The organism is Thermus brevis (assembly GCF_026427635.1).
GTDB classification, from domain to species: domain Bacteria; phylum Deinococcota; class Deinococci; order Deinococcales; family Thermaceae; genus Thermus; species Thermus antranikianii.
In genome coordinates, this window is record NZ_CP102606.1 from 1,289,950 (window position 1) to 1,314,286 (window position 24,337).

Below are 24,337 nucleotides of genomic sequence, written 5' to 3' on the forward strand. Positions count from 1 at the left end.
GTAGAGTAGGGGCCATGAAGCGAGTTCTTTTCCCGGCGCTCCTTGCGGCCACGGCGCTTCTCCTCACGGCGTGCCCCCAAACGCCTCCTCCGCCCCCGCCTGTAAATCCTTCTGGGTGCCCAGTTGGGCCTCTTTCGGTACAGGCGGAGGAACCTCTAAACCTTCAGGGGCTTGGCAGGTTTGAGGGAGAGTATGTGCCTGGGGAGCTTTTGGTCTTGCCCAAGGCAGGCCTTAGCGTCCAGGCTTTAAGGGCGGAAGGGGTTGAGCCTTTAGGAGCCTTACCCCGGGGGCTTCTGCGGGTGAAGGTGCCTCCTGGTCAGGAAAAGGCCCGGGCCCAGGCCCTTCTTCGGGCTGGTGCCCAGTATGTGCAACCCAACTACCTTTACCGTCCTTTGACGTTGCCTAACGATCCTCTTTATCTCCCCAATCAAAGGGTTTATCTGAACGGTTTGGTGGGCCTCGAGGTTGCTTGGGACATAAGCACTGGCCGGGGTTGCCCGCCCCTTGTTGCAGTTCTGGATACTGGAATGCTTCCTCATGACGATGTGCAGGCTAGCTTTTATCTCCCCCAAGGGGTGAAGCTAGATGTAGCCGACGATGATGCTGACCCTACCGACCGTACGACGGGGAATACTTTCGGACACGGCCTTATGGTAGCCAGTATCCTTGGGGCTCAGACCAACAACGGTCGAGGAATGGCTGGGGTGACTTGGGGCAGATACGTGGTTCCCATCAAGGTATTTAAGGATGGTGCCTCAGAAACTACCACCGCAGATATTGCCAAGGGGATGGACCTAGCGCGGATACTTGGGGCCAGAGTTGCTAATCTTTCTCTGGGTGGGAAAAATACCTCGGATCCTGTTCTTGAGAGTGCTATTTCTCAGGCCCGGGCTAGTGGTGTTGTGGTGGTGGCGGCTGCGGGAAACGATGGAACCTATGGGGTATTCTTCCCGGCAAGCTTGGCAGGCGTGATTGCGGTGGGAGCAGTGGACAACACAAAGCAGCGGGCTAGTTTTTCCAGCTATGGCCCCGAGCTTGACCTTGTGGCCCCTGGAGTGAACGTACTGGTGGCTGGGCCAAGCGGGGACTATCTCCTGGGTAGTGGAACTTCCTTTTCCAGCCCGGTAGTGGCCGGGGTGGTGGCCCTTTACATGAGTGGGTACGCCAGTGAGCGGAAGGCATGGCCCACCCCGGATCAGGTCTATCAATGCCTAACTGGGACGGCTGAGGACCTTGGTGCCTCAGGTCGGGACGACGAATACGGTTTTGGCCTGGTCCGTGCGGACCGGGTGATGACGGACACCACTTACTGCTTCCCCTAATCCGCCTCACCTCAGAGGTTGTATGCTAAACCCCCGTGCGGCGGTTGCTTCTCCTCCTGCTTTTGGCCTTGTTGGTGGCGGTGGGGATATGGGTCTACCCCTTGTTGGGCCCCGTGGTGCGGCACGGGGCCCTGCCAGCCCCCGAAGGGTTGAAGGCCCCCCTCACGGTGCTGGTCTACGGCTCCAGCCCCGAGTACTCCGGCTACCACCGAAGGGCCCCGGAGCGCTTCCGGGGCCTGGCGGACACCATCCTCCTGGTGCGCCTGGACCCTGGGGCCAACCGGGTGGTGGTCCTTTCCATTCCCCGGGATGTTTGGGTGAACCTCCCCGGCTACGGCTGGCATAAGGTAAATGCCGCAAGCCCCCTGGGGGGACCGGACCTGATGAAGGAGGCCGTGGCCCGCATCACCGGGGTGCAGGCGGACCGGTACGTGGTGGTGAGCACGGAAGCCCTGCGCCGGGGGGTGGACGCCTTAGGGGGAGTTAGGGTCTGCGTGGAGAAGCCCATGCGCTACCGGGATACCGCCGCGGGGTTGGAGATCGACCTCGAGCCGGGCTGCCAGGTGCTGGATGGGAAGAAGGCGGAGGGGTATTTGCGCTTCCGCAAGGATGCCCTGGGGGATATCGGGCGGATCCAGCGCCAGCAGGCCTTCTTTCACGCCCTGAAGGAGCAGGTGCTTTCCCCTTCCGGGTTACTCCGCCTGCCCCGTGCGGTGGCGGCGGTGGAGCCCTACTTCCAGACCGACCTTTCCCGCGAGGAAAAGGGAGCCATCCTGGGCTTCGCCATGAAGCAACCCCACCTGGTAAGCCTCCTTTTGCCGGGGAACTTCGGGGGAGGGGGTTGGAACGTGGACGAGGAGGCCCTGCGGCAGCTTTTGGCCGTTTACTTTGATGGGGAAGCGCCGGCGGAAAAGGGGGAGCTTACGGGGCGGCTGGTGGCCCTGGTCTATGCACCCGGGCAGGAGGCCCTGGTGGAAAAAGCCCGCACGAGGCTAAGGGAGCTGGGCCTGAGGGTAATCCTCCACCCGGTGGACCTGCCTCCTTCCCGCACGGAGGTGTTGGAAAACGGGCCTGGTCTCCTGGCCGAGGCCTTGGGGGAGGCGTTGGGGGTGCCCTACCGCATCTCCGGGGAGGCGGTTTTAGGGGCCGACCTCACCCTGCGCCTTGGCGCCGAGGCTCCCTTTTTGTAGTATGGAAGGCGCCCGCCGGGGTGGCGGAACGGTAGACGCTGCGGACTTAAAATCCGCTGGGGGGTTACCCCCGTACGGGTTCGAGTCCCGTCCCCGGCACCAGAGGGGCCCCGGGTTTCCCGGGGCTTAACCTTTCAGCCTTGATATGCTTAGGTTCGTGGGCGTTCTCACCCGCTATTTGGAAAAGTCCATGGCCCAGGCCCGGTACGACCTCCTGGGCCCTGGCCGTTTTGTGGCCGAGCTTCCCGAGCTGGGCCTGCGCGTGGAAGCTCCTCACCTCGAGGCCGCCCGGGAGAGCCTGCAGGAAGCTTTGGAGGCTTGGCTTTTGGATACCCTGCGTGCGGGCCTTACCCCGCCGGGGCTGGAAGGGGTGGAGGATCCCGTGCGCACCCGTTTCCTGGCCCTGACCCGGGAGATCTGGCGGCTTTTCAAGGAATCTGGGGAAGTGGAGGGGGCGAAGGCGGGAGCGGTTCCCGCCTCACCCGGCCGGGTACAGGAACCCTCGAGGGCGAAAAAGGCACCTTCGCTGGAGGAATGGTTGAAGGGCCTGGGCATCCAGGTGGTGAAGAAGCCCCAGGAAGAGGAGGAGAAGGAGAAGGTCCTGACCCGCCTGGCCCTGTTCCTGGGGGACCGCTACCCCAGCCTGGAAAAGCTTTACGAGCGCCTTAAGCAGAGCCTTTCCACCAAGCGCCAGTTCGAACTTTCCCTTTCCGAGGCCACCCAGGAGGAGATCGCCAACTCTACCCAGTTCTGCACCATGCTCAAGCAGTATGCCCTCCTCACCTCCTACCACTACAAGAGCGAGGAGCGGCGCATCCGGGCCAAGGCCAGCACGGAGGGGTGGGTGCAGAACTTCCTCACCGGGGGTTGGCTGGAGCGGTACGTGGCGGAGCGGCTTCGCAAGTTCCTGCGTTCCCGCAACCTGGCCCACGAGGTGGCGGTGGGCTACCAGGTTACCCTGCCCAACGGGGACACCATGGAGCTGGACGTGCTCCTCAGGGTGGGGGAGCGCTTCTTCTGGTTTGAGGCCAAGACGGGGGACTTCCAGGCCCATATCGCCAAGTATGCGGGGCTGAAAAAGGTCCTGGGGCTTTCCGCCAAGGAAAGCTTTCTGGTGCTTTTAGGCATGGACAAGGCCCGCGCCAAGGAGCTTTCCGCCCTCCATGGGCTCACGGTGGTCAACCAGGCGAATTTCTTGGACATTTTCCAGGAGGTGCTGGAGGGGAATGCTGCGTAAGGTCCTCCTGGTCATGGGGGGCACCCTGGCCTCGAGGGTCTTGGGCCTGGTGCGCCAGGCGGTCTTCAACGCCCTGTACCCCGACGCCCTGAAGGATGCCTTCAACGTGGCCTACCGGGTGCCGAACCTCCTCCGGGAGCTTTTGGCCGAGGGGGCGGTGCAAAACGCTCTCATCCCCCTCCTGAAGAACCTGCCCGAGGAGGAGGCTCGGTCCTTTGCCCGGCGCTTTGGGGCGTTTCTCTTTGGGGTGAACTTCTTGGTCCTGGGCCTGGGTTATCTCTTGGCCCCCTGGGTGGTGAACCTGTTGGTGGCCCAGGAAAGCCACCTCCGGCAGGGGGAGGCCTTGGGGCAGGTGGTCTACCTCACCCGGCTCCTCTTGCCCTTTCTCCTGGGCATCTCCATGGCTGCTCTTTTCTCCGCTCTTCTTCAGGCGGAGGAGCGCTTCCTGCCCTACGCCCTGGGACCCATTGCCTTCAACCTGGTGGCCATCGGCCTCATGGCCCTTTTCCCGGGGGACCCTACCTTCTTGGGGCTTTCCGTGGCCCTGGGGGGGCTGGTCCAGGCCTTGGTGCAGCTTCCCTTTCTGAGGAACTACGCCCTGGAGTGGCGCTGGCACCAGGCCATTGCTCCGGCCCTCCTGCGCATGGGGCCCTTTGCCTTCACCACCTCCTTGCGGCAGTTTCTCAACCTGGTTCTCACCCACATCCTGACCCGCTACCCCCCGGCGGCGGTCACGGGGTTCTACAACGCCGAGGTGATCTTCCAGATGGTCCTGGGGCTTTTCGCCACCTCTCCCGCCATCGCCCTTTTTCCCCGGATGAGCGCTCTGAAGGGCGAGGAGTTGGCCCGCTTCCTTATGGGTCCCCTGAAGCGGCTTACCCTCCTTCTTTCCCTTCTCGGGGGGATGCTGGTGGCCCTGGCTCCCTTCGTGGTTGTCTTGCTCTTCGGCCTCTTTGGCCCCCTTACCCCGGAGAACCGGGCGTACAGTACCCAGGTCCTCGCCGCCTTGGGGTTTGCCGTTCTGCCCTGGGGGGTGAACACCCTGCTTCTCAGGGGGCTCTATGCCCTGGGGCGGATACGAGAGGCGGTTTTCGCCAGCGCCTTGGTCTTCCTCACCAACACCCTGGGGTATTGGCTTCTCAAGGATGCCGGGCTTTTCGCCCTGAACCTGGCCACCGCCCTGGCAGGGTATTTGGGGCTTTTCCTTTACCTTCATCTCCTTAAGCGGGAGGGAGTGGGGATTCCAGAGCTACCCGGCTTCCTTCTAAAAGCCTTACTGGCAGGGCTTCCTGTGGCCTTGCTCGGATGGGTCCTGGGGTGGGTCTTCCCCGTGGCCCAGGCGGGGGAAGCCCTGTTGCCCCTCCTTCTTGGGGGGGGTTTGGGGCTTGGGGTTTTCCTGCTTGCCGCTTGGCTTCTTGGCCTGCCCCTTAGGGCCCTCGTCGCCAGGACTCCCGCAGGCGGAAATAAAGGGGTTTAAGCCTGAGGGCGAAGGCCGGTTCCTCCCAGGTGGGCCAGGTGAAGGTGAGGGGTGGGGTACCCGGTAGCCACAGGCTGATTCCCCCAATGGAAAGGGGCTCGGGGGCGTACCAGGCCAGGCGCTGGCTGGGGTCGGCGATGAGGAGCATACCCCAGGGGATCCGGATCTCCAAAAGCCCATCCTCTCCCAGGGCGAAATCCGCCCTGGGGTCCCGGGCCCCTTCCGGGTCCAAGCCCCGCTTTAGCTGGCCCAGCTCGTAAACGATGCGGGGGTAGTCGGTGCCGTCCCGGCCGGTGCGCCGGCGGTTGGGCTCGAGGAGGAAGGGTACAAAGGGTCCGGACCCGGGTCGCGTGGCCCCTCGAAAGTGGAGGTATTCCGTCCCCGGCAGGCCGTGGTCCAGCTCTTGGAAGGGGTAGTACCCCTTCTCCACCAGGAGCCTTCCCCCCTCGGCGTTCACCTCCAGGAAGAACTCCGCCCCAAACCCCTCCGTCACCGTCATCCCGCCGGGCACGGTGTCCAGGTAAAGCCTTAAGGGTAGGGGCCCCCGGTAGAGGAGCCAAAGGTACTCGGGGTCCGCATGGGCTTTGAGGAAGCGTCCATCCCCTTGGAGGAGAAAGGGTATGCCCTCCCATTCCCCCGCTTTCCCATCCAGTCGGAAGGCTCTCCTGGCGGTGGCGGCCAGCAGGCCGTAGTTTTCCTCGGGGTCCAGGATGTTGTGCCAGAAGGGGTCGCGACTCGGGACTTCCCATTCCATGAAGAGCCAGTTTCGCTTAAACCACTCGTCCATGAGGGCAAACACCATTCCCCCTGCCAGGTCCAAGGAGGCGATGTCCTGCCAAAGGGCTAGAACCTTTTCTGCCTGCTCGGATTCGGAATGCCCGCCCTGGTGGAGGCCCTCAGGATGGAAGTGGGCGATGCCCCGGCTGCTGGGTAGGCCGAACTCGGCGATGAGGAGGGGCATCTCCCCGTGGTGGGCTTTCAGGCGGGCCAGGTAGTTGCGGTAGCGGTTGGGGGCCAGGTCCCGTTCGTTCACCAGAAAATCTGGGTAATAGGGGTAGACGTGATAGGCGGCAAAAAGGCTTACGGGGCTACCGGGGGCGGGCCTTAAGTGGGTGGGGTCCAGGGTGACGGTATCCTCCTCGTGGAGGGGCCCTGGGCGGGGAGGTTCCACCTTTTCCCCACGGGCCCGGCGGATGACGTATTCCTCTGGGTGGGAGGCCTCGCTTTCCCAGCGCAAGGGGTCCAGGGTGGGCCAGTTGACGAAGCCCATGGGCCGGAGGGTGTCGTAGGCCTCCTGCTCGTAGGTGGCCAGGCGGTCCAGGACCTCGGCCAGGTAGGCTTCGAAGGGGCTTGCCTTTGGGGAGGCCTCGAGGAACCTGCCCCGGTAGGTGCGGCCCGGGTGGCGCCGGTTATAGGCTTCCACCGAGTAGGGCTCGAATTCCCGCCCCACCACAAGGCCCATGACCCAGGGGGAAACATCCGCGGTGTAGTCCCCATGGGCGTGGCCCGGGCGGGGGGAGCGGCTGAGGTTTCCGTGGAGGGCGTCCAGGACCTCCCGGCCTTCCAGAAGAAATTTCTCCAGGAAAGGTCCTTCCCAATCCTCGTAGCCTTCCTCTTCGGGAAGCTCGGTCCAGATTCCCTGGAACAGGTAGAGGGGCCGGTCTGAGTGGAGCCGGTTGTGGCCCAAAAGGGCCCGGTAGAAGGCTGGGGGCAAAAGGGTATAGGTGCGCACCGCGTTGGCCCCCATGGCGGAAAGGAGCTCCAGCCAGGCCCGGTAGAGGGCTTCTTCCCCGGGAAACCCTGCGGGAAAGCGGCCGGGCAGGGCTACTCCCAGGTTCACCCCCCGCACCTGGAAGGGCTTCTCCCCGATCCAAAACCTCCCCTTTTCCGCACGGAAAGGGGGTGGGTTCTTGCGGGCCTTTGGGGTGGGGGCGGGGGGTGGGGGCATGCCCTTTAAGATCTCCTCCGCATCCCGGTAACCTTGTCTTAAAGCCCAGTCCAGGGCGCTTCTGGCTCCTTCCCAATCCCCCAACGCCCTCAGGACCAGGCCAAAGCCATAGAGGGCCTCGCCACCTCCCTTCAAGGTGCCCACCAGGCGGCTAAAGGTGAAGAGGGCTTCCTCCAGGCGTCCTAAGCGGTACTGGGCAAAACCCGCAAGGAGCAAGGCCTCCTCCGGGGGGTCGTAGCCCTTGAGAAGCGGGCCAAGCCGGGCCAGGACCCCGGCCATATCCCCTTGGGCGTAGAGCCTGCGAGCGTCCTCCAAAGGTGTGGCCAGGGCGAGGCCGAGGAGGAGCAGAAAGCCTAGGGTGCGCAAGGGCTAACTTTCCCGGGAAGCCTGGCGGATGGCCTCCACCGCCTCGGGGTTCTCCAGGGCCGAGAGATCCCCGGGGTCCTGGCCCAAGTAGACCGCCCGCACCACCCGGCGCATCACCTTGGCGTTTCGGGTTTTGGGCAGGTCGGGGACGAAGAGAACCCTTTCCGGCTTTAAGGGTTTGCCCAGGGCCTCCGCCACCCGGTCGGCCACCGCCTGGGCCAGCTCGGGGGTAGGGGAGAAGCCGGGCTTCAGCACGGCGAAGAGCACGATGGCCTCCCCCTTGACCGGATGGGGTACCCCGATGGCGGCGCATTCCTTGAGGGCGGGGTGGGCGATGGCGGCGGTTTCCACCTCGGCGGGCCCCACCCGCTTGCCCGCCACCTTAAGGGTGTCGTCGCTCCGGCCCAGGATGAAGAAGTGGCCTTCCTCATCCTGTAGGGCCAGATCCCCGTGAATCCAAACCCCGGGGACGCGGGAGAAATAGGTGTCCAGGTAGCGGGCCTCGTCCTGCCAGAACCCCTTGGTCATGCCGGGCCAGGGCTTGAGCACCGCAAGCTCCCCCACCTGGCCCACCACAGGCCTTCCCTCCTGGTCCAGCACCGCCGCGGCCATCCCGGGCACGGCGGTGTTGAAGCCCATGGGCTTGATGGGTTTGACCAGAACATTGCCCAGGATGCCTCCGGAGACCTCCGTTCCCCCCGAGTAGTTCACGATGGGCCTCTGTTCCTCTCCCACCGCCCGGAAGAACCAGAGGTAGGGCTCGAGGTTCCAGGGCTCCCCGGTGGAGCCGAGAACCCGAAGGGAGCTCAGGTCATGGGCCCGGATGGGCTCCTCCCCTAAGGGGATCAAGGCCCGCACCAGGGTGGGGGAGAGGCCTAAGTGGGTGAGGCGGTGCGCTTCCACTATCCGCCAAAGCCTTTCCGGTCCCGGGTAGTCGGGGGCGCCGTCGTAAAGGTACACCGTGGCCCCCAGGATCAGCCCTCCCAGGATGGCCCAGGGCCCCATCATCCAGCCCAGGTCCGTGAACCAGAAGAGGCGATCCCCTTCTCTCAGGTCAAAGAGAAGGGCCAGGTCAAGGGCGGCCTTGAGGGGGAAGCCCGCATGGTAGTGGACGGTTCCCTTGGGCCGGCCCGTGGTGCCGGAGGTGTAGATGAGCATGAAGGGGTCCATGCTCTCCATCTCCTCCGGGGGGAAGGGCTCGCCCCTTAAGGATTCGTAGTCCACCTCCCCGGTTTCCAGGGGCAGGCCCAGCCGGCGCACCACCAAAAGATGAGGGGTTTCTGCCAGGGCCTGGGCCTTGCGGGCCTCGAGGAGGAGCTCCACCTTTCTTCCCCGGCGGTGGAAGCCATCCTGCACCGCCAGGAGCTTGGCCTTGGCGTCCTTAAGCCGCACCGCCGCCGCCTCGGCGGCGTAGCCGGAGAAGATGGGGATGGCGATGGCCCCAAGCCAGGCGGTGGCCAGGAGGAGGATGGCCGCCTCGAGGCCCATGGGGAACCACAGGCCCACCCGGTCCCCCCGATCCACGCCCAGGGCCCGAAGCCCTGCCGCTACCCGTTCCACTTCTTTTAAAAGCTCCCCATAGGTGAGGGTGCGCACCCCACCCTCCTCGGTTTCGTAGACGAGGGCTAAGGCGGAGGGCTCGCGGCTGAGGGCCGCCTCCACCAGGTTGAGCCGCCCCCCCACGAAGAAGCGAGGAAGGGGGAACCCACCTTCTATGACCCGCTCGTAGGGTTTGCGCCAGGGTAGGCCCAGGTGGGTGAGGAACTGGTGGTAGAAATCCTCGAGTTCCTCCACGCTATAGCGGTAGAAGGCCTCGTAGTCCCGGAAACCCAGGGCCTCCATGAATCGGAAGAGCCTGGTGGCCTGGATCTCCTCCGGATTGGGATACCAAATGGGCTCCATCTATTTCCTCCTAAACAATCGGAAAAGGACTCCTTTGCGTTTGCTTGGGGCCTCCACATTCGTTTGGCGCTTGGGGTCTTTGAGTACCTCCACGAAACCCTTGATGTCCAGGCGCTCCTCCGGATTTTTGGCCAAGAGGCGCCTCAAGGCCTTGTCCAGCCTGGGGGGAAGGGAAGTGGGAGGGGGAGGCAGGAAGAGGTGGGCGTTGCGGAGAGCTTCCAGGGTTTCCCCCTGGAAGGGTCGCCTTCCCGTGAGGAGCTCGTAGGCCATTACCCCAAAGCTGTAGGCGTCGCTTTTGGGGCTGGGCTTGGCCCCTAGGAAGAGTTCGGGGGCCAGGTAGTGGGGGCTTCCCGCATACTCCAAGGAAGCCTCCGCCAGGGGGCGCACGGTGCCCAGATCCCCGAGCTTGTAGCCTTCTTTTCCCACGAACACGTTGGAGGGCTTGACATCCTGGTGGAGGAAGCCCTTTTCGTGCAGGAAGAGCAAAGCCTGCCCCACCTGCAAAAGCGCCCGCATAGCCTCCTCCTGGCTCAGGGGACCCCTGAGGAGGCGTTCCTCCAGGGTGCCTTCCTCCAGGTACTCCAGGGCCAAAAAGGCTTCCTCGCCGAAGGGTATCCCGTAAAGCCCCTGCACCAGGTGGGGGTGCTTCAGGGAAAGGCTAAGGGAAACCTCCCGGGCAAACCGCTCGGCAAGTTTGGGATCCTGCCTTACCTCCTTGCGGGGAAGCTTGAGGGCTACTTTTTGCCCATCGGGAGCCTCCGCCAGGTAAACCTGGGCAGTCTGCCCCAAACCCAGGAGCATGCGCAAGCGGAAGTCCTTGCGCTTCAGGCTAGTCAAGGACCAACACACCTCCCGGTTTCAGGGCGTGGCCCTCCACGCCCTTTTCCTTGGTCCTCTCGGCGAAGGCATCCCCGTCCTGACGGATAGGGGGGAAGGTGTTGTAGTGGATGGGCACCACCCGCTTGGGTTTTAGGAGCTCCAGGGCCTTGAGGGCGTCTTCCGGTCCCATGGTGAAGTGGTCGCCGATGGGCAGGAAGGCCAAGTCCAGGCCCAGCTCCCCGATGAGGCGCATGTCGGAAAAGAGGGCGGTGTCCCCGGCATGGTAGATGCGCTTGCCGCCAAGTTCCACCACCACCCCCATGGGCATGCCCCCGTAGGTGCCGTCGGGGAAGCTAGAGGAGTGCCAGGCGGGGAACCATTTGAGCCAGCCTCCGGGGAAGCGGTAGGTGCCTCCGATGTTCATGGGCAGCGCCTTGGCCCCGTGCTTCTCCGCATAGGTGGCGATCTCAAAGGTGGAAACCACCGTGCCTCCTTTCTTGGACAGGGCCACGGCGTCGCCGAAGTGGTCCCCGTGGGCGTGGGTAACCAGGATCAGGTCCGCCTGCACCTCCCCCACCCCCACCGGGGCCACGGGGTTCCCGGTGAGGAAGGGATCGATGACCACCTTGGTCTTGCCGTCGGAAAGCCAGACCGCCGAGTGGCCCAGGTACCGGATCTCCAGCATAGGCACCTCCTTTAAAAGGCACTATACCGGAGAAGAGGGCATTTGGGAAAGGGACCGCTCTAGGCTTTTATAAAAGAGGAGTTCCAGGATGCGGGCAAAGGCCCGCTCCCCCCAGGTTTGTCCCTCGGGGAGGACCAAACTGAGCTCCAGTTCCAGCTCCAGCCCCTTCGTGCCCGAAAGCACCCGCCCCTCCACCTTAAGGGAAGGTGGAGGGAGGAGCTTGGCCTCGAGGTTCTCTCCTCTAAGCCTCGAGGCGAAGGGAAGGGCCACCTCCCCCAGCACGGGGTTTTCCTGCCGGAAGACTCCACGGACCTCGTCTCCTTCCAGCTGGAGTTCCAGGGGTAAACCCTGGGAGGGATGTCCGTTCAGGACGAGGTGCAGCCTGGCCTTCATCCTTCCACCCACTCCACCCGCACCCGGCCTTCCTTGGCCAGGCGGGCCACCTCGGCATCCGGGATGTTCAAGAGCCTGGGCAACTCCCGGAAACGGGGTGTGGCCGAGGCCAGGCCCACCCGCACCACCAGGACCTCTTCCTCCTCGGCCCGGCCGATCCGCCAGACCAGGTGCTGGCCCAGGGCTTCCAACAGGTCCTTCTCCACCCCCTTAGTCTATCCCGGGGTGGCCTTGGGGGATAATGGATGGGGATGCTCCTGGAGGTGGCCTTCGCTGGCCTTTCCCCCTGGGTTTTCTGGGCAGGGGTGGGGCTTATGGTTTCGGGCTTTGTCCTCGAGGAGGCTTCCTGGCTTGCCCTGGTTCTCCTTTACCCCTGGTGGCGGCTCAGGCAGGGCTGGCGGTTAAGGCTTTTCCCCGATCACCTGAGCCTTCACCCTCCTTTGGGTTTCAGCCGCCGGATCCCCCTGGAGGGGGTGCGGGAGGTGGAGGTGGCCTACTGGCCGGCAGGGCCCTTTTCCCGGGGAAGACGGGCTTTGGTTCTCCACCTGGAGAACGGGGAGGGAGTACCCCTTCCCGTACCCGATCCCGAGGCCCTGGCGGCCCGGATCAGAGAACTTCTAAAAGGGCGAACTTCAGGTAGTGGGTTTCGGGGTGGTTGAGGAGGATGGGATGGTCCCATCCCTGCCCCCGTTTCTCCACCACCCTCAGGCTGCGATGGGCGTCTTCTGCGGCCTCGGCGAGCATCTGGTAGAAGAGGGGCTCGGTCAGGTGGTGGCTACAGCTGCTGGTGGCCAGCAGGCCCCCTTCCTTGAGGAGCTTGATGGCCCGGAGGTTCACCTCCTTGTAGGCCCTGTAGGCCCTTTCCAGATCCTTTTTCCCCTTGGCAAAGGCGGGTGGGTCCAGCACGATGAGGTCAAACCGCTCCCCTGCCTTTTCCAGGGCCCTCAGGTGGTCGAAGGCGTTGGCTTCCACCGTCTTGAGGGAAAGCCCATTCAGCCTGGCGTTTTCCTCCGCCTGCCTCAGGGCCTCGGCGGAGCTGTCCACGCTGATCACCTCCTTGAAGCCCAAGGCCAGGTGGAGGCCGAAGCTACCCGCATAGCTGAACACGTCCAGGGCCCTTTCCCCACGGAAGCTTTCCATGAGGATCCGGTTGTCCCGCTGGTCCAGGTAGGCCCCGGTCTTCTGGCCTCCCGTGAGGTCCACCAGGTAGCGTATCCGGCCCTCCTTCACCGCTACCCGTTCGGGGGCGTAGCCCAGGAGGGGCCGGACGTAAAGGGGGAGACCCTCGAGTTCCCGGACTCTGGCGTCGTTTTTGGCCAGGAGGCTTTGGGCCAGGGGTTTGAGCCTCTCGGCCACCTGGGGCAAGAGGGCTTCCCAGGCGTAGGCGGTGGTCTGCAGGACCAGGTGGCCGGCGTAGTAGTCCAGCACCAGACCCGGCAGGAAATCCCCTTCGGCGTGGGCCAGGCGGAAGCCTCCTTCGGGCTCCTTTTCCAGTGCGGGGAGACGCCGGGCCAAGGCTTTGTCCAGGTTGTCCAAAAGCGCCTCCGCCGGGTCCCTTGCGGGTCGGAAGCGATAGGCCCGCACGCTTAGGTCGCTGGTGGGGTTGAAGAGGGCCAGGGCCAGAAAGCGCTTGCCCCAGTAAACAGGGTAAAGGCCCGGCTCCTCGGGGCCCGAAAGCACATCGCGGCGAAAGACCCAAAGGTGCCGGGCCAGGAGGCGCTGGGCTCCTTTTTCGTTGACGAGAATCCGCATCGCTTAAGTATACTTAAGCGGGGTTGGTTGACGTTTGCCCCAAAGGCCGGTATCCTATCCGGCAGGCGCAGTTTGCGCATCTTTTCACGAAGGGAGGGGCGATGGGAGGCCTGGGACTTATCAAGAGCCTGGCGGAAAAGGAAAGGGAGCTGCTGGCCCGCCTCGAGGCCGCCAAGAAGGAGGCCGAGGTCCTGGTGGGGCAGGCCGAGGCGGAGGCCAGGGCCCTCCTGGAGGAGGCCGAGGCCAAGGCTAAGGCCCTGGAGGCCGAGTACCGGGAACGGGAGGCCAAGGAAACGGGGGCCATCCTGGCCCGCTACCGGGCCCAGGCGGAGGCCGAGGCCAAGGCGGTGAAGGAGAAAGCAGGGGCCCGGTTGGAGGAGGCCGTCACCCTGGTTCTGAAGGAGGTTTTGCCGTGATCGCCCCCATGGAGAAGCTGGTCCTGGCCGGGCCCAAGGCCAAGGCCCAGGAGCTTCTCCACAGCCTCCAGCAAGCGGGGGTGGTCCACCTGGAAACCCTCCGGGTGGAGGAGCTTGCCGAGTACAGGCTTTCCCAGGAGGAACGGGAGGAACTCAGGCGCTGGGAGGGGGTGGCGGCGGGAGCCGAGCATACCCTCACCCTCCTGGGCCGGGAGATGGAGCCCACAAGGCCCTTCCCCGATGGGCTAGAGGCGGCGGAAAGGGCCCTTTCCCCCATCCAGGCCCACGCTGAGGGCCTTGCCCGGCAGAGGCAGGAGCTGGAGGAGGAGCTTGCCCTGGCCCAGGCCTACCTGGAACCCTTGGAGAAGCTTGCTGCCATGGCCCAGGGCCTGGACCGAAGCGCTTTCTTCCGGGTGGTGCCTTTTTTGATCACGGAAAAGGAGCTTCCCCTGGTGGAGGAGGCCTTGAAAAAGGCCCTGGAGGACCGGTTCATCCTGGCCAGCGAGCCCTACTCCAAAGGGGTTGCGGGGCTTCTCGTGGTGCACCGGAAGGACCTCGAGGCGGCCAAGGCTGCCCTTTCCCGGGCCGGGGTGGCGGAGCTCCGCCTCCCTGGTAACTACGGGGATCTTCCCCTCAGCGAGGCCACCCGCCGGTTGAAGGAGCGGGCCGAGGCTGCTCCCAAGGAGCTTTCCGAGGTGCGCCAGGCCCTATACCGGCTGGCCCAGGAGGCAGCCTCCACCCTGCAAAGCCTCTGGACCCGGGCCAAGGACGAGGCGGCCCGGCTTAAGGCCCTGGAGGAGCTGGCCTCAGGCCGGTTCGGCTTTGCCCTTTTGGGCTACGTGCCGGTGAAGGCCAAGGGCCGGGTGGAGGAGGCCTTGGCCCGCCACAAGGACCAGGTGATCTACGCCTTTGAGCCGGTGGACGAGCACCACGAGGCGGATCGGGTACCCGTAGCCCTGGACAACCCTCCTTGGGTCAAGCCCTTCGAGCTTCTGGTGAGCTTCCTCAACACCCCCAAGTATGGCTCCCTGGACCCCACCCCGGTGGTGCCCCTCTTCTTCCCCTTCTGGTTTGGCATGATCGTGGGGGACATAGGGTATGCCCTTCTTTTCCTGCTCCTCGGGCGCTGGCTCTCCGGGTTCGTGAAACGGAATGAGCCTCTGGTCATCGACCTTTTCGCCCTGAGGCTTAAGCCCGCCGTCATTGGGAAGCTGGTCTACATCCTTAACTGGATGGTCTTCTGGACGGTGGTCTGGGGCTTCGTCTACGGGGAGTTCTTCGGCACCTTCCTGGAGCACCTGGGGGTGTTTGGCACCCCCGAGCACCCGGGTCTCATCCCCATCCTCATTCCCCGCATCGACACGGCCAAGACCGCCAACCTGCTCATCCTCCTTTCCGTGGCCTTCGGGGTGGTCATGGTCTTCTGGGGCCTGGCCTTGAGGGCCTACCTGGGTCTGAAGCACCACCACATGGGCCACTTCTGGGAGGGCGTGGGGTACCTGGGAGGCTTGGTGGGCATCCTGGCCCTGGCGGCGGGGTACCTGGGGAACCTCCAGGCCGGGTGGCTGTCCGGGCTCATGTACCTGGGCTTTGGCGTGTTCTTGCTTGCGGTTCTCATGAGCCGTATGTGGCTCATGATCCCGGAGATCTTCACCCAGGCGGGGCACGTCCTCTCCCACATCCGTATCTATGCGGTGGGGGCTGCTGGGGGTATCCTGGCGGGTCTGCTCACCGATGTGGGCTTCGCCCTGGCGGAGCGGATCGGGCTTCTGGGCGTGCTTCTGGGCATTGGGGTGGCGGGGGTTTTGCATCTCCTGATCCTGCTTCTCACCACCCTGGGCCACATGCTCCAGCCCATCCGTCTTATCTGGGTGGAGTTCTTCACCAAGTTCGGTTTCTACGAGGAGAACGGCAGGCCTTACCGGCCGTTCAAGAGCGTCCGCGAGACGCTTTAGGGAGGGAAAGAGATGAAGAAGCTTCTGGTTACGGTTCTGGTGGCGGTTTTCGGCGCTCTGGCTTTTGCGGCGGAGGAGGCGGCGGCCTCCGGGGGCTTGGACCGAGGCCTTATCGCCGTGGGGATGGGCCTGGCGGTAGGCCTGGCGGCTTTGGGTACCGGCGTGGCCCAGGCCCGCATCGGTGCGGCGGGCGTGGGGGCCATCGCCGAGGACCGGAGCAACTTCGGTACCGCCCTGATCTTCCTCCTCTTGCCCGAGACGCTGGTGATCTTCGGCCTTCTCATCGCCTTCATCCTGAACGGCAAGCTGTAAGGGGTTTTTAGGGCCCTGCCCCTTGTGGGGTGGGGCCTTTTTCCAAGGAGGGCAGATGTCCAAACTGGAAGCCATTTTGAGCCAGGAGGTGGAGGCGGAGATCCAGGCCGTCCTGCAAGAGGCCAAGGCCAAGGCCGAGGCCTTGAGGTCCGAGGCCAAGGCCAAGGCGGAGGGCTTGCTTTCCGCCAGAAGGCGGGCCCTCGAGGCCAGCCTGCAGGCCGCCATCCGCCGGGCAGAAAGCGCCGGGGAACTCCTCCTGGCCACAGCCCGTACCGAGGCCAAGGGGGAGGTGCTCTCCCAGGTGAAGGCCAAGGTGGAGGAGGCCCTCAGGGCCTTGCCGGATAGCCCCGACTGGCCTCAGGTGTTGCGGAAACTGGCCGAGGAGGCCCTTGCGGCCTTGGGCGAGCCCGAGGCCCTGGCCTCCCATCCGGACAATCTTCCGCACCTCGAGGGTCTGGCGCGGGAGCGGGGCCTGGAGCTTAGGGCCGATCCTGCCTTGCGCCTTGGGGTGAGGGCCATCGGCAAGGGAGGCAGGACCCAGGTGGAGAACGCCCTGTTAAGCCGTCTGGAACGGGCCTGGGATGCCCTTTCCTCCAAGGTGGCCCAGGTGGTGTGGGGCTAGGACATGGCGGACGACTTCGGCTACCTAAACGCCCGGGTGCGGGCCAGGAGGAGCACCCTCCTCAAGGAGAGCTTCTTCCAGGAGGCCTTGGACCTTTCCTATCCCGATTTCCTGCGCCTGCTTTCCGAGAGCGTCTACGGCCAGGACCTGGCCGGCCAGGGCCTTCCCGAGGTGGACCGGGCCATTGCCCTCACCCAGGCCCGGTTGGTGGGGGACCTGGCGGGGTTGGTCACGGGGGAGGCTCGGGAGGCGGTGCGGCTTCTCCTCCTCAGGAACGATCTCACCAACCTCCAGGCCGTTCTCCGGGCCAAGGCCACGGGGAAGCCCTTTGAGGAGGTGGTGCTTCTCCCGGGTACCTTAAAGGAAGCCCTTTGGCGGCAGGCCTACGAGGCCCAGGATGCGGCGGGGATGGCCCAGGTGCTTTCCGTGCCCGGCCATCCCCTGGCCCGGGCCTTAAGGTCGGTGCTCCGGGAAACCCAGGATCTGGCGCGCATCGAGGCCCTTTTGGCCAAGCGCTTCTTTGAAGGGGTGGCCAAGGCTTCTAAGGCCCTGGAGGAGACGGCCTTGAGGGATTACCTGGCCCTCGAGGTGGATGCGGAGAACCTGCGCACCGCCTTCAAGCTCCAGGGGCAGGATGTGCCGGTGGAAACCGTCTTCATACGGGGTGGGCGGTTCGTGGACAGGGTCCGCTTCACCCGGCTCCTCGAGGGGGATTACGCTGTCTTGGACGAGCTTTCGGGCACTCCCTTCGCCCCTTTAGCGGGCGCCCGGGACCTCAAGACCCTGGAAAGGCGGCTCAGGTGCCTCCTCCTGAAGGAGGCCAGGAAGGGAGCCGCCGACCCCCTGGGCGTGGGATTGGTGCTGGCCTATGTGAAGGAGCGGGAGTGGGAGGCCGTGCGGCTTAGGCTCCTGGCCAGGCGGGCCTACTTCGGGCTTCCCCGGGCCCAGGTGGAGGAGGAGGTGGTCTGCTCATGAGGATCGCCGTGATCGCCGACCCCGAAGCGGCGCAGGGGTTTAGGTTGGCGGGCCTCGAGGCCTACGCCGCCACCTCGGCAGAGGAGGCCCGGGCCCGGCTGGAAAACCTGGTCCAGGCCGGGGGGTACGCCCTGGTGGCCGTGGACCAGGGGCTTTTGCCGGAGCCGGAAAAGGCGGTGGAGCGGCTCATGCGGGGCAAGGACCTTCCCGTGCTCCTGCCCATAGCCGGGTTGAAGGAAGCCTTCCAGAACCCCGATGTGGAGGGGTACATGCGGGAGCTGGTCAAGAGGACCATAGGCTTTGACATCAAGCTGTAGAATGGAGGGACGATGATCCAGGGCGTGATCCAGAAGATTGCGGGCCCGGCGGTGATTGCCAAGGGCATGACCGGAGCCCGCATGTACGACATCTGCAAGGTGGGCCACGAGGGCCTGGTGGGGGAGATCATCCGCCTGGACGGGGATACCGCCTTCGTCCAGGTTTACGAGGATACCTCGGGCCTCAAGGTGGGGGAACCCGTGGTGTCCACGGGCCTTCCCCTGGCGGTGGAGCTCGGCCCCGGGATGCTGAACGGCATCTACGACGGCATCCAGCGCCCCCTGGAGCGTATCCAGGAACGGACCGGGATCTACATCACCCGGGGGGTGGTGGTGCATCCCCTGGACCGGGAGAGGAAGTGGGCCTGGACCCCGAAGGTCAAGCCGGGGGATGAGGTGAAGGGGGGCATGGTCCTGGGCACCGTGCCGGAGTTCAACTTCACCCACAAGATCCTGGTGCCCCCGGATGTGAGGGGCCGGGTCAAGGAGGTTAAGCCCGCCGGGGAGTACACGGTGGAGGAACCGGTGGTGGTACTGGAGGACGGCACCGAGCTCAAGATGTACCACACCTGGCCGGTGCGTCGGGCCCGCCCCGTCCAGCGCAAGCTGGACCCCAACACCCCCTTCCTCACGGGGATGCGCATCCTGGATGTCCTCTTCCCCGTGGCCATGGGGGGCACCGCGGCCATCCCCGGGCCCTTTGGTAGCGGCAAGACCGTGACCCAGCAGGCCCTGGCCAAGTGGTCCAACGCCGACGTGGTGGTTTACGTGGGTTGCGGGGAGCGGGGCAACGAGATGACCGACGTCTTGGTGGAGTTCCCCGAGCTCACCGACCCCAAGACCGGAGGGCCTTTGATGCACCGCACGGTGCTCATCGCCAACACCTCCAACATGCCCGTGGCCGCCCGCGAGGCCAGCATTTACGTGGGGGTCACCATCGCCGAGTACTTCCGCGACCAGGGTTTCTCCGTGGCCCTCATGGCGGACTCCACCAGCCGCTGGGCCGAGGCCCTGCGGGAGATTTCCAGCCGCCTCGAGGAGATGCCCGCGGAAGAGGGCTACCCTCCTTACCTGGCTGCCCGTCTGGCCGCCTTCTACGAGCGCTCCGGCAAGGTGGTCACCCTGGGGGGCGAGGAGGGAGCCATCACCATCGTGGGGGCGGTTTCCCCTCCCGGCGGCGACATGTCCGAGCCCGTTACCCAGTCCACCCTGCGCATCGTGGGGGCCTTCTGGCGGCTGGATGCCTCCTTGGCCTTCCGGCGCCACTTCCCGGCCATCAACTGGAACGGGTCCTACTCCCTCTTCACCCCGGCCCTGGACCCCTGGTACCGGGAGCACGTGGCCCCCGACTACCCTGAGCTTCGCGACGCCATCTCCGAGCTCCTGCAGAGGGAAGCGGGCCTGCAGGAGATCGTGCAGCTGGTGGGTCCCGATGCCCTCCAGGATGCCGAGCGCCTGGTCATCGAGGTGGGGCGGATCATCCGCGAGGACTTCCTGCAGCAGAACGCCTTTCACGAGATCGACGCCTACTGCTCCATGCAGAAGGCCTACGGCATCATGAAGATGATCCTGAGCCTCTACAAGGAGGCTGAGGCGGCCATCCGGCGGGGGGTTACCGTGGACGAGATCCTGCAGCTCCCGGTGATCGAGCGCATCGGCCGGGCCCGCTACGTGAGCGAGCAGGACTTCCCCCGTTACTTTGAGGAAGCCATGCGGGAGATCGAGGGAGTCTTCAAGGCCTTGGCCTAGGGGAGGGAAGGATGGATCTTCTTAAGAAGGAATACACGGGCATCACCTACATCTCGGGACCTCTCCTCTTCGTGGAGAACGCCAAGGACCTGGCCTACGGCGCCATCGTGGACATCAAGGACGGCACGGGCCGGGTGCGCGGCGGCCAGGTGATCGAGGTTTCCGAGGAATACGCGGTCATCCAGGTGTTTGAGGAGACCACGGGGCTGGATCTGGCCACCACCAGCGTGAGCCTGGTGGAGGACGTGGCCCGGCTCGGGGTTTCCAAGGAGATGCTGGGCCGGCGCTTTAACGGGATCGGCAAGCCCATCGACGGCCTGCCCCCCATCACCCCGGAGAAGCGGCTTCCTATCGTGGGCCTTCCCCTGAACCCCGTGGCCCGCAGGAAGCCCGAGGAGTTCATCCAGACGGGGATCTCCACCATCGACGTGATGAACACCCTGGTGAGGGGGCAGAAGCTTCCCATCTTCTCGGGCTCGGGCCTTCCCGCCAACGAGATTGCGGCCCAGATCGCCCGTCAGGCCACGGTGCGCCCCGACCTCTCGGGGGAAGGGGAGAAGGAGGAGCCCTTCGCCGTGGTCTTCGCCGCCATGGGCATCACCCAGCGGGAGCTCTCCTACTTCATCCAGGAGTTCGAGCGCACCGGGGCCTTAAGCCGCTCCGTCCTCTTCCTGAACAAGGCGGACGACCCCACCATCGAGCGCATCCTCACCCCCCGCATGGCCCTCACCGTGGCCGAGTACCTGGCCTTTGAGCACGACTACCACGTGCTGGTCATCCTCACGGACATGACCAACTACTGCGAGGCCCTGCGGGAGATCGGGGCGAGCCGCGAGGAGATCCCGGGCCGGCGCGGTTACCCGGGCTACATGTACACGGACCTGGCCACCATCTACGAGCGGGCCGGGGTGGTGGTGGGCAAGAAGGGCTCCGTGACCCAGATTCCCATCCTCTCCATGCCCGACGACGACCGCACCCACCCCATTCCCGACCTCACCGGCTACATCACCGAGGGGCAGATCCAGCTTTCCCGGGAGCTCCACCGCAAGGGCATCTACCCGCCCATCGACCCCCTGCCCTCCCTTTCCCGGCTTATGAACAACGGCGTGGGCAAGGGCAAGACCCGGGAGGACCACAAGCAGGTTTCCGACCAGCTCTACTCCGCCTACGCCAACGGGGTGGACATCCGCAAGCTGGTGGCCATCATCGGCGAGGACGCCCTCACCGAGAACGACCGCCGCTACTTGCAGTTCGCCGATGCCTTTGAGAAGCACTTCATCAACCAGGGCCAGCAGAACCGCTCCATTGAGGAGAGCCTGCAGATCGCCTGGGCGCTTCTTTCCATGCTGCCCCAGGGGGAGCTCAAGCGGATTTCCAAGGACCACATCGGCAAGTACTACGGGCAGAAGCTGGAAGAGATCTGGGGTGCTCCTCAAGCCCTGGACTAAGGAGGTTAGATGAGCCAGGTAAGCCCCACCCGCATGAACCTTCTGCAACGGCGCAGCCAGATGCGCCTGGCGCAGAAGGGGGTGGACCTCCTCAAGAAGAAGCGGGATGCCTTGGTGGCGGAGTTCTTCGGCCTGGTAAGGGAGGCCTTGGAGGCCCGCAAGGCCCTGAACCAGGCGGCGCAGGAGGCCTATGGGGCCTTGCTTCTCGCCCAGGCCTTTGACGGGCCGGAGAGTGTTTCCGCCGCGGCCTTGGGGGTGAGGCCCCTCGAGGAGGTGGAGGCGGAGGTGGAAAACGTCTGGGGGAGCAAGGTGCCGAGGCTCAAGGCCACCTTCCCCGATGGGGCCTTGCTCTCCCCGGTGGGCACCCCGGCCTACACCCTGGAAGCCGCCCGTGCCTTCCGCCGCTACGCCGAGGCCTTGATCCAGGTGGCCAACACGGAAACCCGCCTGAAGAAGATCGGGGAGGAGATCAAGAAGACCACCCGACGGGTGAACGCCCTGGAGCAGGTGGTGATCCCCGGGATCCGCTCCCAGATCCGCTTCATCCAGCAGGTTCTGGAGCAGCGGGAGCGGGAGGATACCTTCCGGCTAAAGCGCATCAAGGGCAAGATCGAGGCCCGGGAGGCGGAGGCGGAGGGAAGCTGCCCCAACCCCCAGCTGGAGATCGGGGCAGGGCTTTAACACCTTCCTAGAGGGGTAGAAAAAAAGGCCCCGGGGTTATAACCCGGGGCCTTGCGCGCTTCCCTACTGGGCCTTCGCCTTCTTCAGCATGTTGAGGAGCACGGTCTGGAGGATGCCGCCATTCTTGTAGTAGTCCACCTCCACCGGGGTGTCCAGGCGGGCGATGGCCTGGAAGCGAACCTCCGTGCCGTCCTCCCTTCTCGCTACCACCTCCACCCTCTTGCGGGGGGTGAGGTCCTCAAGGCCCAGGATGTCGTAGACCTCGTAGCCGGTAAGGCCCAGGGTTTCCCGGTTCTCGCCCGGCAAGAACTCCAGGGGCAGGACCCCCATCCCCACCAGGTTGGAGCGGTGGATCCTTTCAAAGCTTTCCGCCAGCACCGCCTTGATGCCCAGGAGGAAGGTACCCTTGGCGGCCCAGTCGCGGCTAGAACCGGTGCCGTACTCCTTGCCGGCGATGACCACAAGGGGGGTACCCTCCTCTTGGTAGCGCATGGCCACGTGGTACACGAAGTCCACCTCTCCCTCGGGAAGCTTCTTGGCGTAGCCCCCCTCCACCCCATCCAGCATCAGGTTCTTGATGCGGATGTTGGCGAAGGTGCCCCGCATCATCACCTCGTGGTTGCCGCGCCGGGAACCGTAGGAGTTAAAGTCTTCGGGTTTGACCCCCTTGGAGATCAGGTACTGGCCCGCTGGGCTTTTCACCGGGATGGCCCCGGCGGGGGAGATGTGGTCGGTGGTCACGGAATCCCCGAGGACCAAGAGCACCCGGGCTCCCCGGATGTCCCCCACCTGGTGCTGGCCCAGGTTCTGGAAGAAGGGGGGCTTCTGGATGTAGGTGCTCTCGGGATCCCAGCCGAAGAGTTCCCCCGTGGGGGCGGGCAGGGCCTGCCAGCGCTCGTCCCCCTGGAAGACCCGGGCGTACTCCTTCTTGAAGAGCTCGGGGTCCAGGGTCTTGGCCATGGCCTCCCGGATCTCCTCCATGGAGGGCCAGATGTCCTTGAGGTAGACAGGCCTGCCGTTGGGGTCGTAGCCCAGGGGCTCCGTGGTGAAGTCGATGTCCATGCGGCCCGCCAGGGCGTAGGCCACCACCAGCATGGGGCTCGCCAGGTAGTTGGCCTTCACGTGGGGGTTGATGCGCCCTTCAAAGTTGCGGTTGCCAGAGAGGACGGCGGCCACCACCAGGTTCCCCTCCTCCACCGTCTTGGCGATGTCCTCGGGCAGGGGGCCGGAGTTGCCGATGCAGGTGGTGCACCCGTAGCCCACCACGTGGAAGCGCAGGGCCTCGAGGAAGGGAAGGAGCCCGCTGGCCTCCAGGTAGTCGGTGACCACCTTGGAACCCGGGGCCAAGGAGCTCTTCACCCAGGGCTTGGTGTCCAGGCCCGCTTCCACCGCCTTCTTGGCCAAAAGCCCGGCTCCCAGCATCACCGTGGGGTTGGAGGTGTTGGTGCAGCTGGTGATGGCGGCGATGACCACGGAGCCGTGGGTGAGCTCAAACTCCTCGTCCTGGCGCTTCACCAGCACCTTCTTGTTCAGCTGGTCCGGGGTGAGCCCGAAGCCCCTTTCCTTCACGGGCTTGGTGAGGTGGGCCAGGAAGCTCTGCTTTACCTCCTTGAGGGCCACCCGATCCTGGGGCCGCTTGGGGCCGGCCAGGGAGGGTTCCACCGTGGAGAGGTCCAGCTCCAGGTACTCGGAGTAGCGCACCCGTTCCTCCGCCTCAGGCGTGCGGAAAAGCCCGTTGGCCTTGGTGTAGGCCTCCACCAACGCGATGAGCTCCTCCGGGCGGCCCGTGAGCCTCAGGTAGTTTAGGGTTTCCTCGTCCACCGGGAAGAAGCCCATGGTGGCCCCGTACTCGGGGGCCATGTTGGCGATGGTGGCCCGGTCCGCCAGGGAAAGCTTGGCCACCCCAGGCCCATAGAACTCCACGAACTTGCCCACCACCCCGTGCTTGCGGAGGATCTCGGTGATGGTCAGGACCAGGTCAGTGGCGGTGGCTCCCTCGGGAAGCTCCCCGTAGAGCTTGAAGCCCACCACCTTGGGGGCCAGCATGTAGTAGGGCTGGCCCAGCATCACCGCCTCGGCCTCGATGCCCCCCACGCCCCAGCCCAGAACCCCGAGGCTGTTCACCATGGTGGTGTGGCTGTCGGTGCCCACCAGGCTGTCGGGGAAGGCTAAGGTGAGGCCCCCTTCCTCCTTGGTCATCACCACCTTGGCCAGGTACTCCAGGTTCACCTGGTGGACGATGCCGGTGCCGGGGGGCACCACCCGGAAGTTTTCCAGGGCTCCCTGGGCCCACTTGAGGAGCAGGTAGCGCTCCCGGTTCCGCTCGTATTCCTTCTCCACGTTGTAGAAGAAGGCGTACGCGGTGCCGAAGGCGTCCACCTGCACGGAGTGGTCGATGACCAGGTCGGCGGGCACCACGGGGTTAATGCGCTTGGGGTCCCCGCCCCGCTCGGCCACGGCATCCCGCATGGCGGCCAGGTCCACCACCGCCGGTACCCCGGTGAAGTCCTGGAGGATGACCCGGGCCAGCTTCAGGGGCACGTTGATCTCCCCCGGCTCAGGGGTCCAGCGGGCCAGGGCCTCGATGTCCTCACGGGTTACCTGGTAGCCGTCCTCGTTTCTGAGGAGGCTTTCCAGCATGATGCGGATGGAGAAGGGAAGGCGGCTTACCTCGGCAATCCCTTTCCTTTCCAGTTCCGTGAGGTCAAAGTAGGCGTAGGTGCCGCTTGGGGTGTTAAGGGTCTTAAGGGTTTGGAAGCTATCCTTCATGG

General features: G+C 64.9%; 22 protein-coding genes and 1 tRNA gene. 15 read left to right on the top strand and 8 right to left on the bottom strand.

The annotated features are described in order from the left end of the window. Positions 1-14: 14 nt before the first annotated feature. The 5 genes from KQ693_RS07180 to murJ all read left to right on the top strand — a co-directional run bounded on the left by KQ693_RS07180 (position 15) and on the right by murJ (position 5,226). A complete protein-coding gene (locus KQ693_RS07180) occupies positions 15-1,322 on the top strand; it encodes a S8 family peptidase (RefSeq protein WP_267260749.1) in 1,308 nt (435 codons plus the stop codon). Positions 1,323-1,357: 35 nt separating this feature from the next. Next, a complete protein-coding gene (locus KQ693_RS07185; RefSeq protein ID WP_267260750.1) occupies positions 1,358-2,512 on the top strand; it encodes an LCP family protein in 1,155 nt (384 codons plus the stop codon). A gap of 14 nt (positions 2,513-2,526) precedes the next feature. Next, a tRNA-Leu gene (locus tag KQ693_RS07190) sits at positions 2,527-2,614 on the top strand. A gap of 43 nt (positions 2,615-2,657) precedes the next feature. Further along, positions 2,658-3,749, top strand: a complete 1,092-nt coding sequence (locus KQ693_RS07195; protein ID WP_267260751.1) for a PDDEXK family nuclease — start codon at positions 2,658-2,660, stop codon at positions 3,747-3,749. Beyond that, entirely contained in the window at positions 3,739-5,226 is a 1,488-nt protein-coding gene (gene murJ, locus KQ693_RS07200; protein ID WP_219759944.1) for a murein biosynthesis integral membrane protein MurJ, read from the top strand. The genes KQ693_RS07195 and murJ overlap by 11 nt, the downstream gene beginning before the upstream one ends. On the opposite strand, the gene KQ693_RS07205 is transcribed toward murJ, so the two are convergent. The 6 genes from KQ693_RS07205 to KQ693_RS07230 are packed head-to-tail and all read right to left on the bottom strand — an operon-like array spanning position 5,177 to position 11,545. Then, complete coding sequence (locus KQ693_RS07205; RefSeq protein ID WP_267260752.1) at positions 5,177-7,540, bottom strand: tetratricopeptide repeat protein; 2,364 nt, start codon at positions 7,538-7,540, stop codon at positions 5,177-5,179. The genes murJ and KQ693_RS07205 overlap by 50 nt on opposite strands. A gap of 3 nt (positions 7,541-7,543) precedes the next feature. Continuing rightward, on the bottom strand, positions 7,544-9,442 hold the full coding sequence (locus KQ693_RS07210; RefSeq protein ID WP_267260753.1) for an AMP-binding protein: 1,899 nt from the start codon (positions 9,440-9,442) through the stop codon (positions 7,544-7,546). Further along, positions 9,443-10,279, bottom strand: coding sequence for a serine/threonine-protein kinase (locus KQ693_RS07215; RefSeq protein ID WP_267260754.1), 837 nt, complete (start codon positions 10,277-10,279; stop codon positions 9,443-9,445). Next, positions 10,272-10,946 (bottom strand): metal-dependent hydrolase, encoded by a 675-nt coding sequence (locus tag KQ693_RS07220; protein WP_267260755.1) that lies wholly within the window; start codon positions 10,944-10,946, stop codon positions 10,272-10,274. Before KQ693_RS07220 ends, KQ693_RS07215 begins: the two co-directional genes overlap by 8 nt. A 21-nt stretch (positions 10,947-10,967) precedes the next feature. Beyond that, positions 10,968-11,339 carry a DUF3809 family protein gene (locus KQ693_RS07225; protein WP_267260756.1) on the bottom strand — a complete coding sequence of 124 codons (372 nt, stop codon included), beginning with the start codon at positions 11,337-11,339 and terminating at the stop codon, positions 10,968-10,970. Next, positions 11,336-11,545 (bottom strand): DUF3248 domain-containing protein, encoded by a 210-nt coding sequence (locus tag KQ693_RS07230; RefSeq protein ID WP_015716772.1) that lies wholly within the window; start codon positions 11,543-11,545, stop codon positions 11,336-11,338. The genes KQ693_RS07225 and KQ693_RS07230 overlap by 4 nt, the downstream gene beginning before the upstream one ends. Before the next feature lie 39 nt (positions 11,546-11,584). Here KQ693_RS07230 and KQ693_RS07235 point away from each other — a divergent pair, with 39 nt between their 5' ends. Continuing rightward, complete coding sequence (locus KQ693_RS07235) at positions 11,585-11,998, top strand: hypothetical protein (RefSeq protein ID WP_267260757.1); 414 nt, start codon at positions 11,585-11,587, stop codon at positions 11,996-11,998. Here the strand turns inward: KQ693_RS07235 and KQ693_RS07240 are convergent. Next, complete coding sequence (locus KQ693_RS07240; RefSeq protein ID WP_267260758.1) at positions 11,946-13,091, bottom strand: 23S rRNA (cytosine(1962)-C(5))-methyltransferase; 1,146 nt, start codon at positions 13,089-13,091, stop codon at positions 11,946-11,948. The genes KQ693_RS07235 and KQ693_RS07240 overlap by 53 nt on opposite strands. A 101-nt stretch (positions 13,092-13,192) precedes the next feature. On the opposite strand from KQ693_RS07240, the gene KQ693_RS07245 reads away from it, so the two are divergent. Genes KQ693_RS07245 through atpD form a run of 9 tightly spaced genes read left to right on the top strand, consistent with a single transcriptional unit; the run spans position 13,193 to position 21,566 of the window. Beyond that, entirely contained in the window at positions 13,193-13,507 is a 315-nt protein-coding gene (locus KQ693_RS07245) for a V-type ATPase subunit subunit G family protein (RefSeq protein ID WP_219759951.1), read from the top strand. Continuing rightward, positions 13,504-15,462 carry a V-type ATP synthase subunit I gene (locus tag KQ693_RS07250; RefSeq protein ID WP_267260759.1) on the top strand — a complete coding sequence of 653 codons (1,959 nt, stop codon included), beginning with the start codon at positions 13,504-13,506 and terminating at the stop codon, positions 15,460-15,462. Before KQ693_RS07245 ends, KQ693_RS07250 begins: the two co-directional genes overlap by 4 nt. 12 nt (positions 15,463-15,474) lie before the next feature. Further along, complete coding sequence (locus KQ693_RS07255; RefSeq protein WP_038029369.1) at positions 15,475-15,774, top strand: ATP synthase subunit K; 300 nt, start codon at positions 15,475-15,477, stop codon at positions 15,772-15,774. A gap of 55 nt (positions 15,775-15,829) precedes the next feature. Next, positions 15,830-16,396 (top strand): V-type ATP synthase subunit E, encoded by a 567-nt coding sequence (locus KQ693_RS07260; protein ID WP_267260760.1) that lies wholly within the window; start codon positions 15,830-15,832, stop codon positions 16,394-16,396. 3 nt (positions 16,397-16,399) lie between these two features. Next, positions 16,400-17,371 carry a V-type ATPase subunit gene (locus KQ693_RS07265; protein WP_267260761.1) on the top strand — a complete coding sequence of 324 codons (972 nt, stop codon included), beginning with the start codon at positions 16,400-16,402 and terminating at the stop codon, positions 17,369-17,371. Between the two features lie 2 nt (positions 17,372-17,373). After that, positions 17,374-17,688, top strand: a complete 315-nt coding sequence (gene atpF / locus KQ693_RS07270; RefSeq protein ID WP_172640102.1) for a V-type ATP synthase subunit F — start codon at positions 17,374-17,376, stop codon at positions 17,686-17,688. A 12-nt stretch (positions 17,689-17,700) separates the two neighbouring features. Continuing rightward, positions 17,701-19,437 (top strand): V-type ATP synthase subunit A, encoded by a 1,737-nt coding sequence (locus KQ693_RS07275; RefSeq protein WP_267260762.1) that lies wholly within the window; start codon positions 17,701-17,703, stop codon positions 19,435-19,437. An 11-nt stretch (positions 19,438-19,448) separates the two neighbouring features. Then, entirely contained in the window at positions 19,449-20,885 is a 1,437-nt protein-coding gene (locus KQ693_RS07280) for a V-type ATP synthase subunit B (protein WP_019550082.1), read from the top strand. A gap of 9 nt (positions 20,886-20,894) precedes the next feature. After that, complete coding sequence (gene atpD, locus KQ693_RS07285) at positions 20,895-21,566, top strand: V-type ATP synthase subunit D (protein WP_267260763.1); 672 nt, start codon at positions 20,895-20,897, stop codon at positions 21,564-21,566. A gap of 63 nt (positions 21,567-21,629) precedes the next feature. On the opposite strand, the gene acnA is transcribed toward atpD, so the two are convergent. After that, entirely contained in the window at positions 21,630-24,335 is a 2,706-nt protein-coding gene (gene acnA, locus KQ693_RS07290; RefSeq protein WP_267260764.1) for an aconitate hydratase AcnA, read from the bottom strand. Positions 24,336-24,337: the final 2 nt, after the last annotated feature.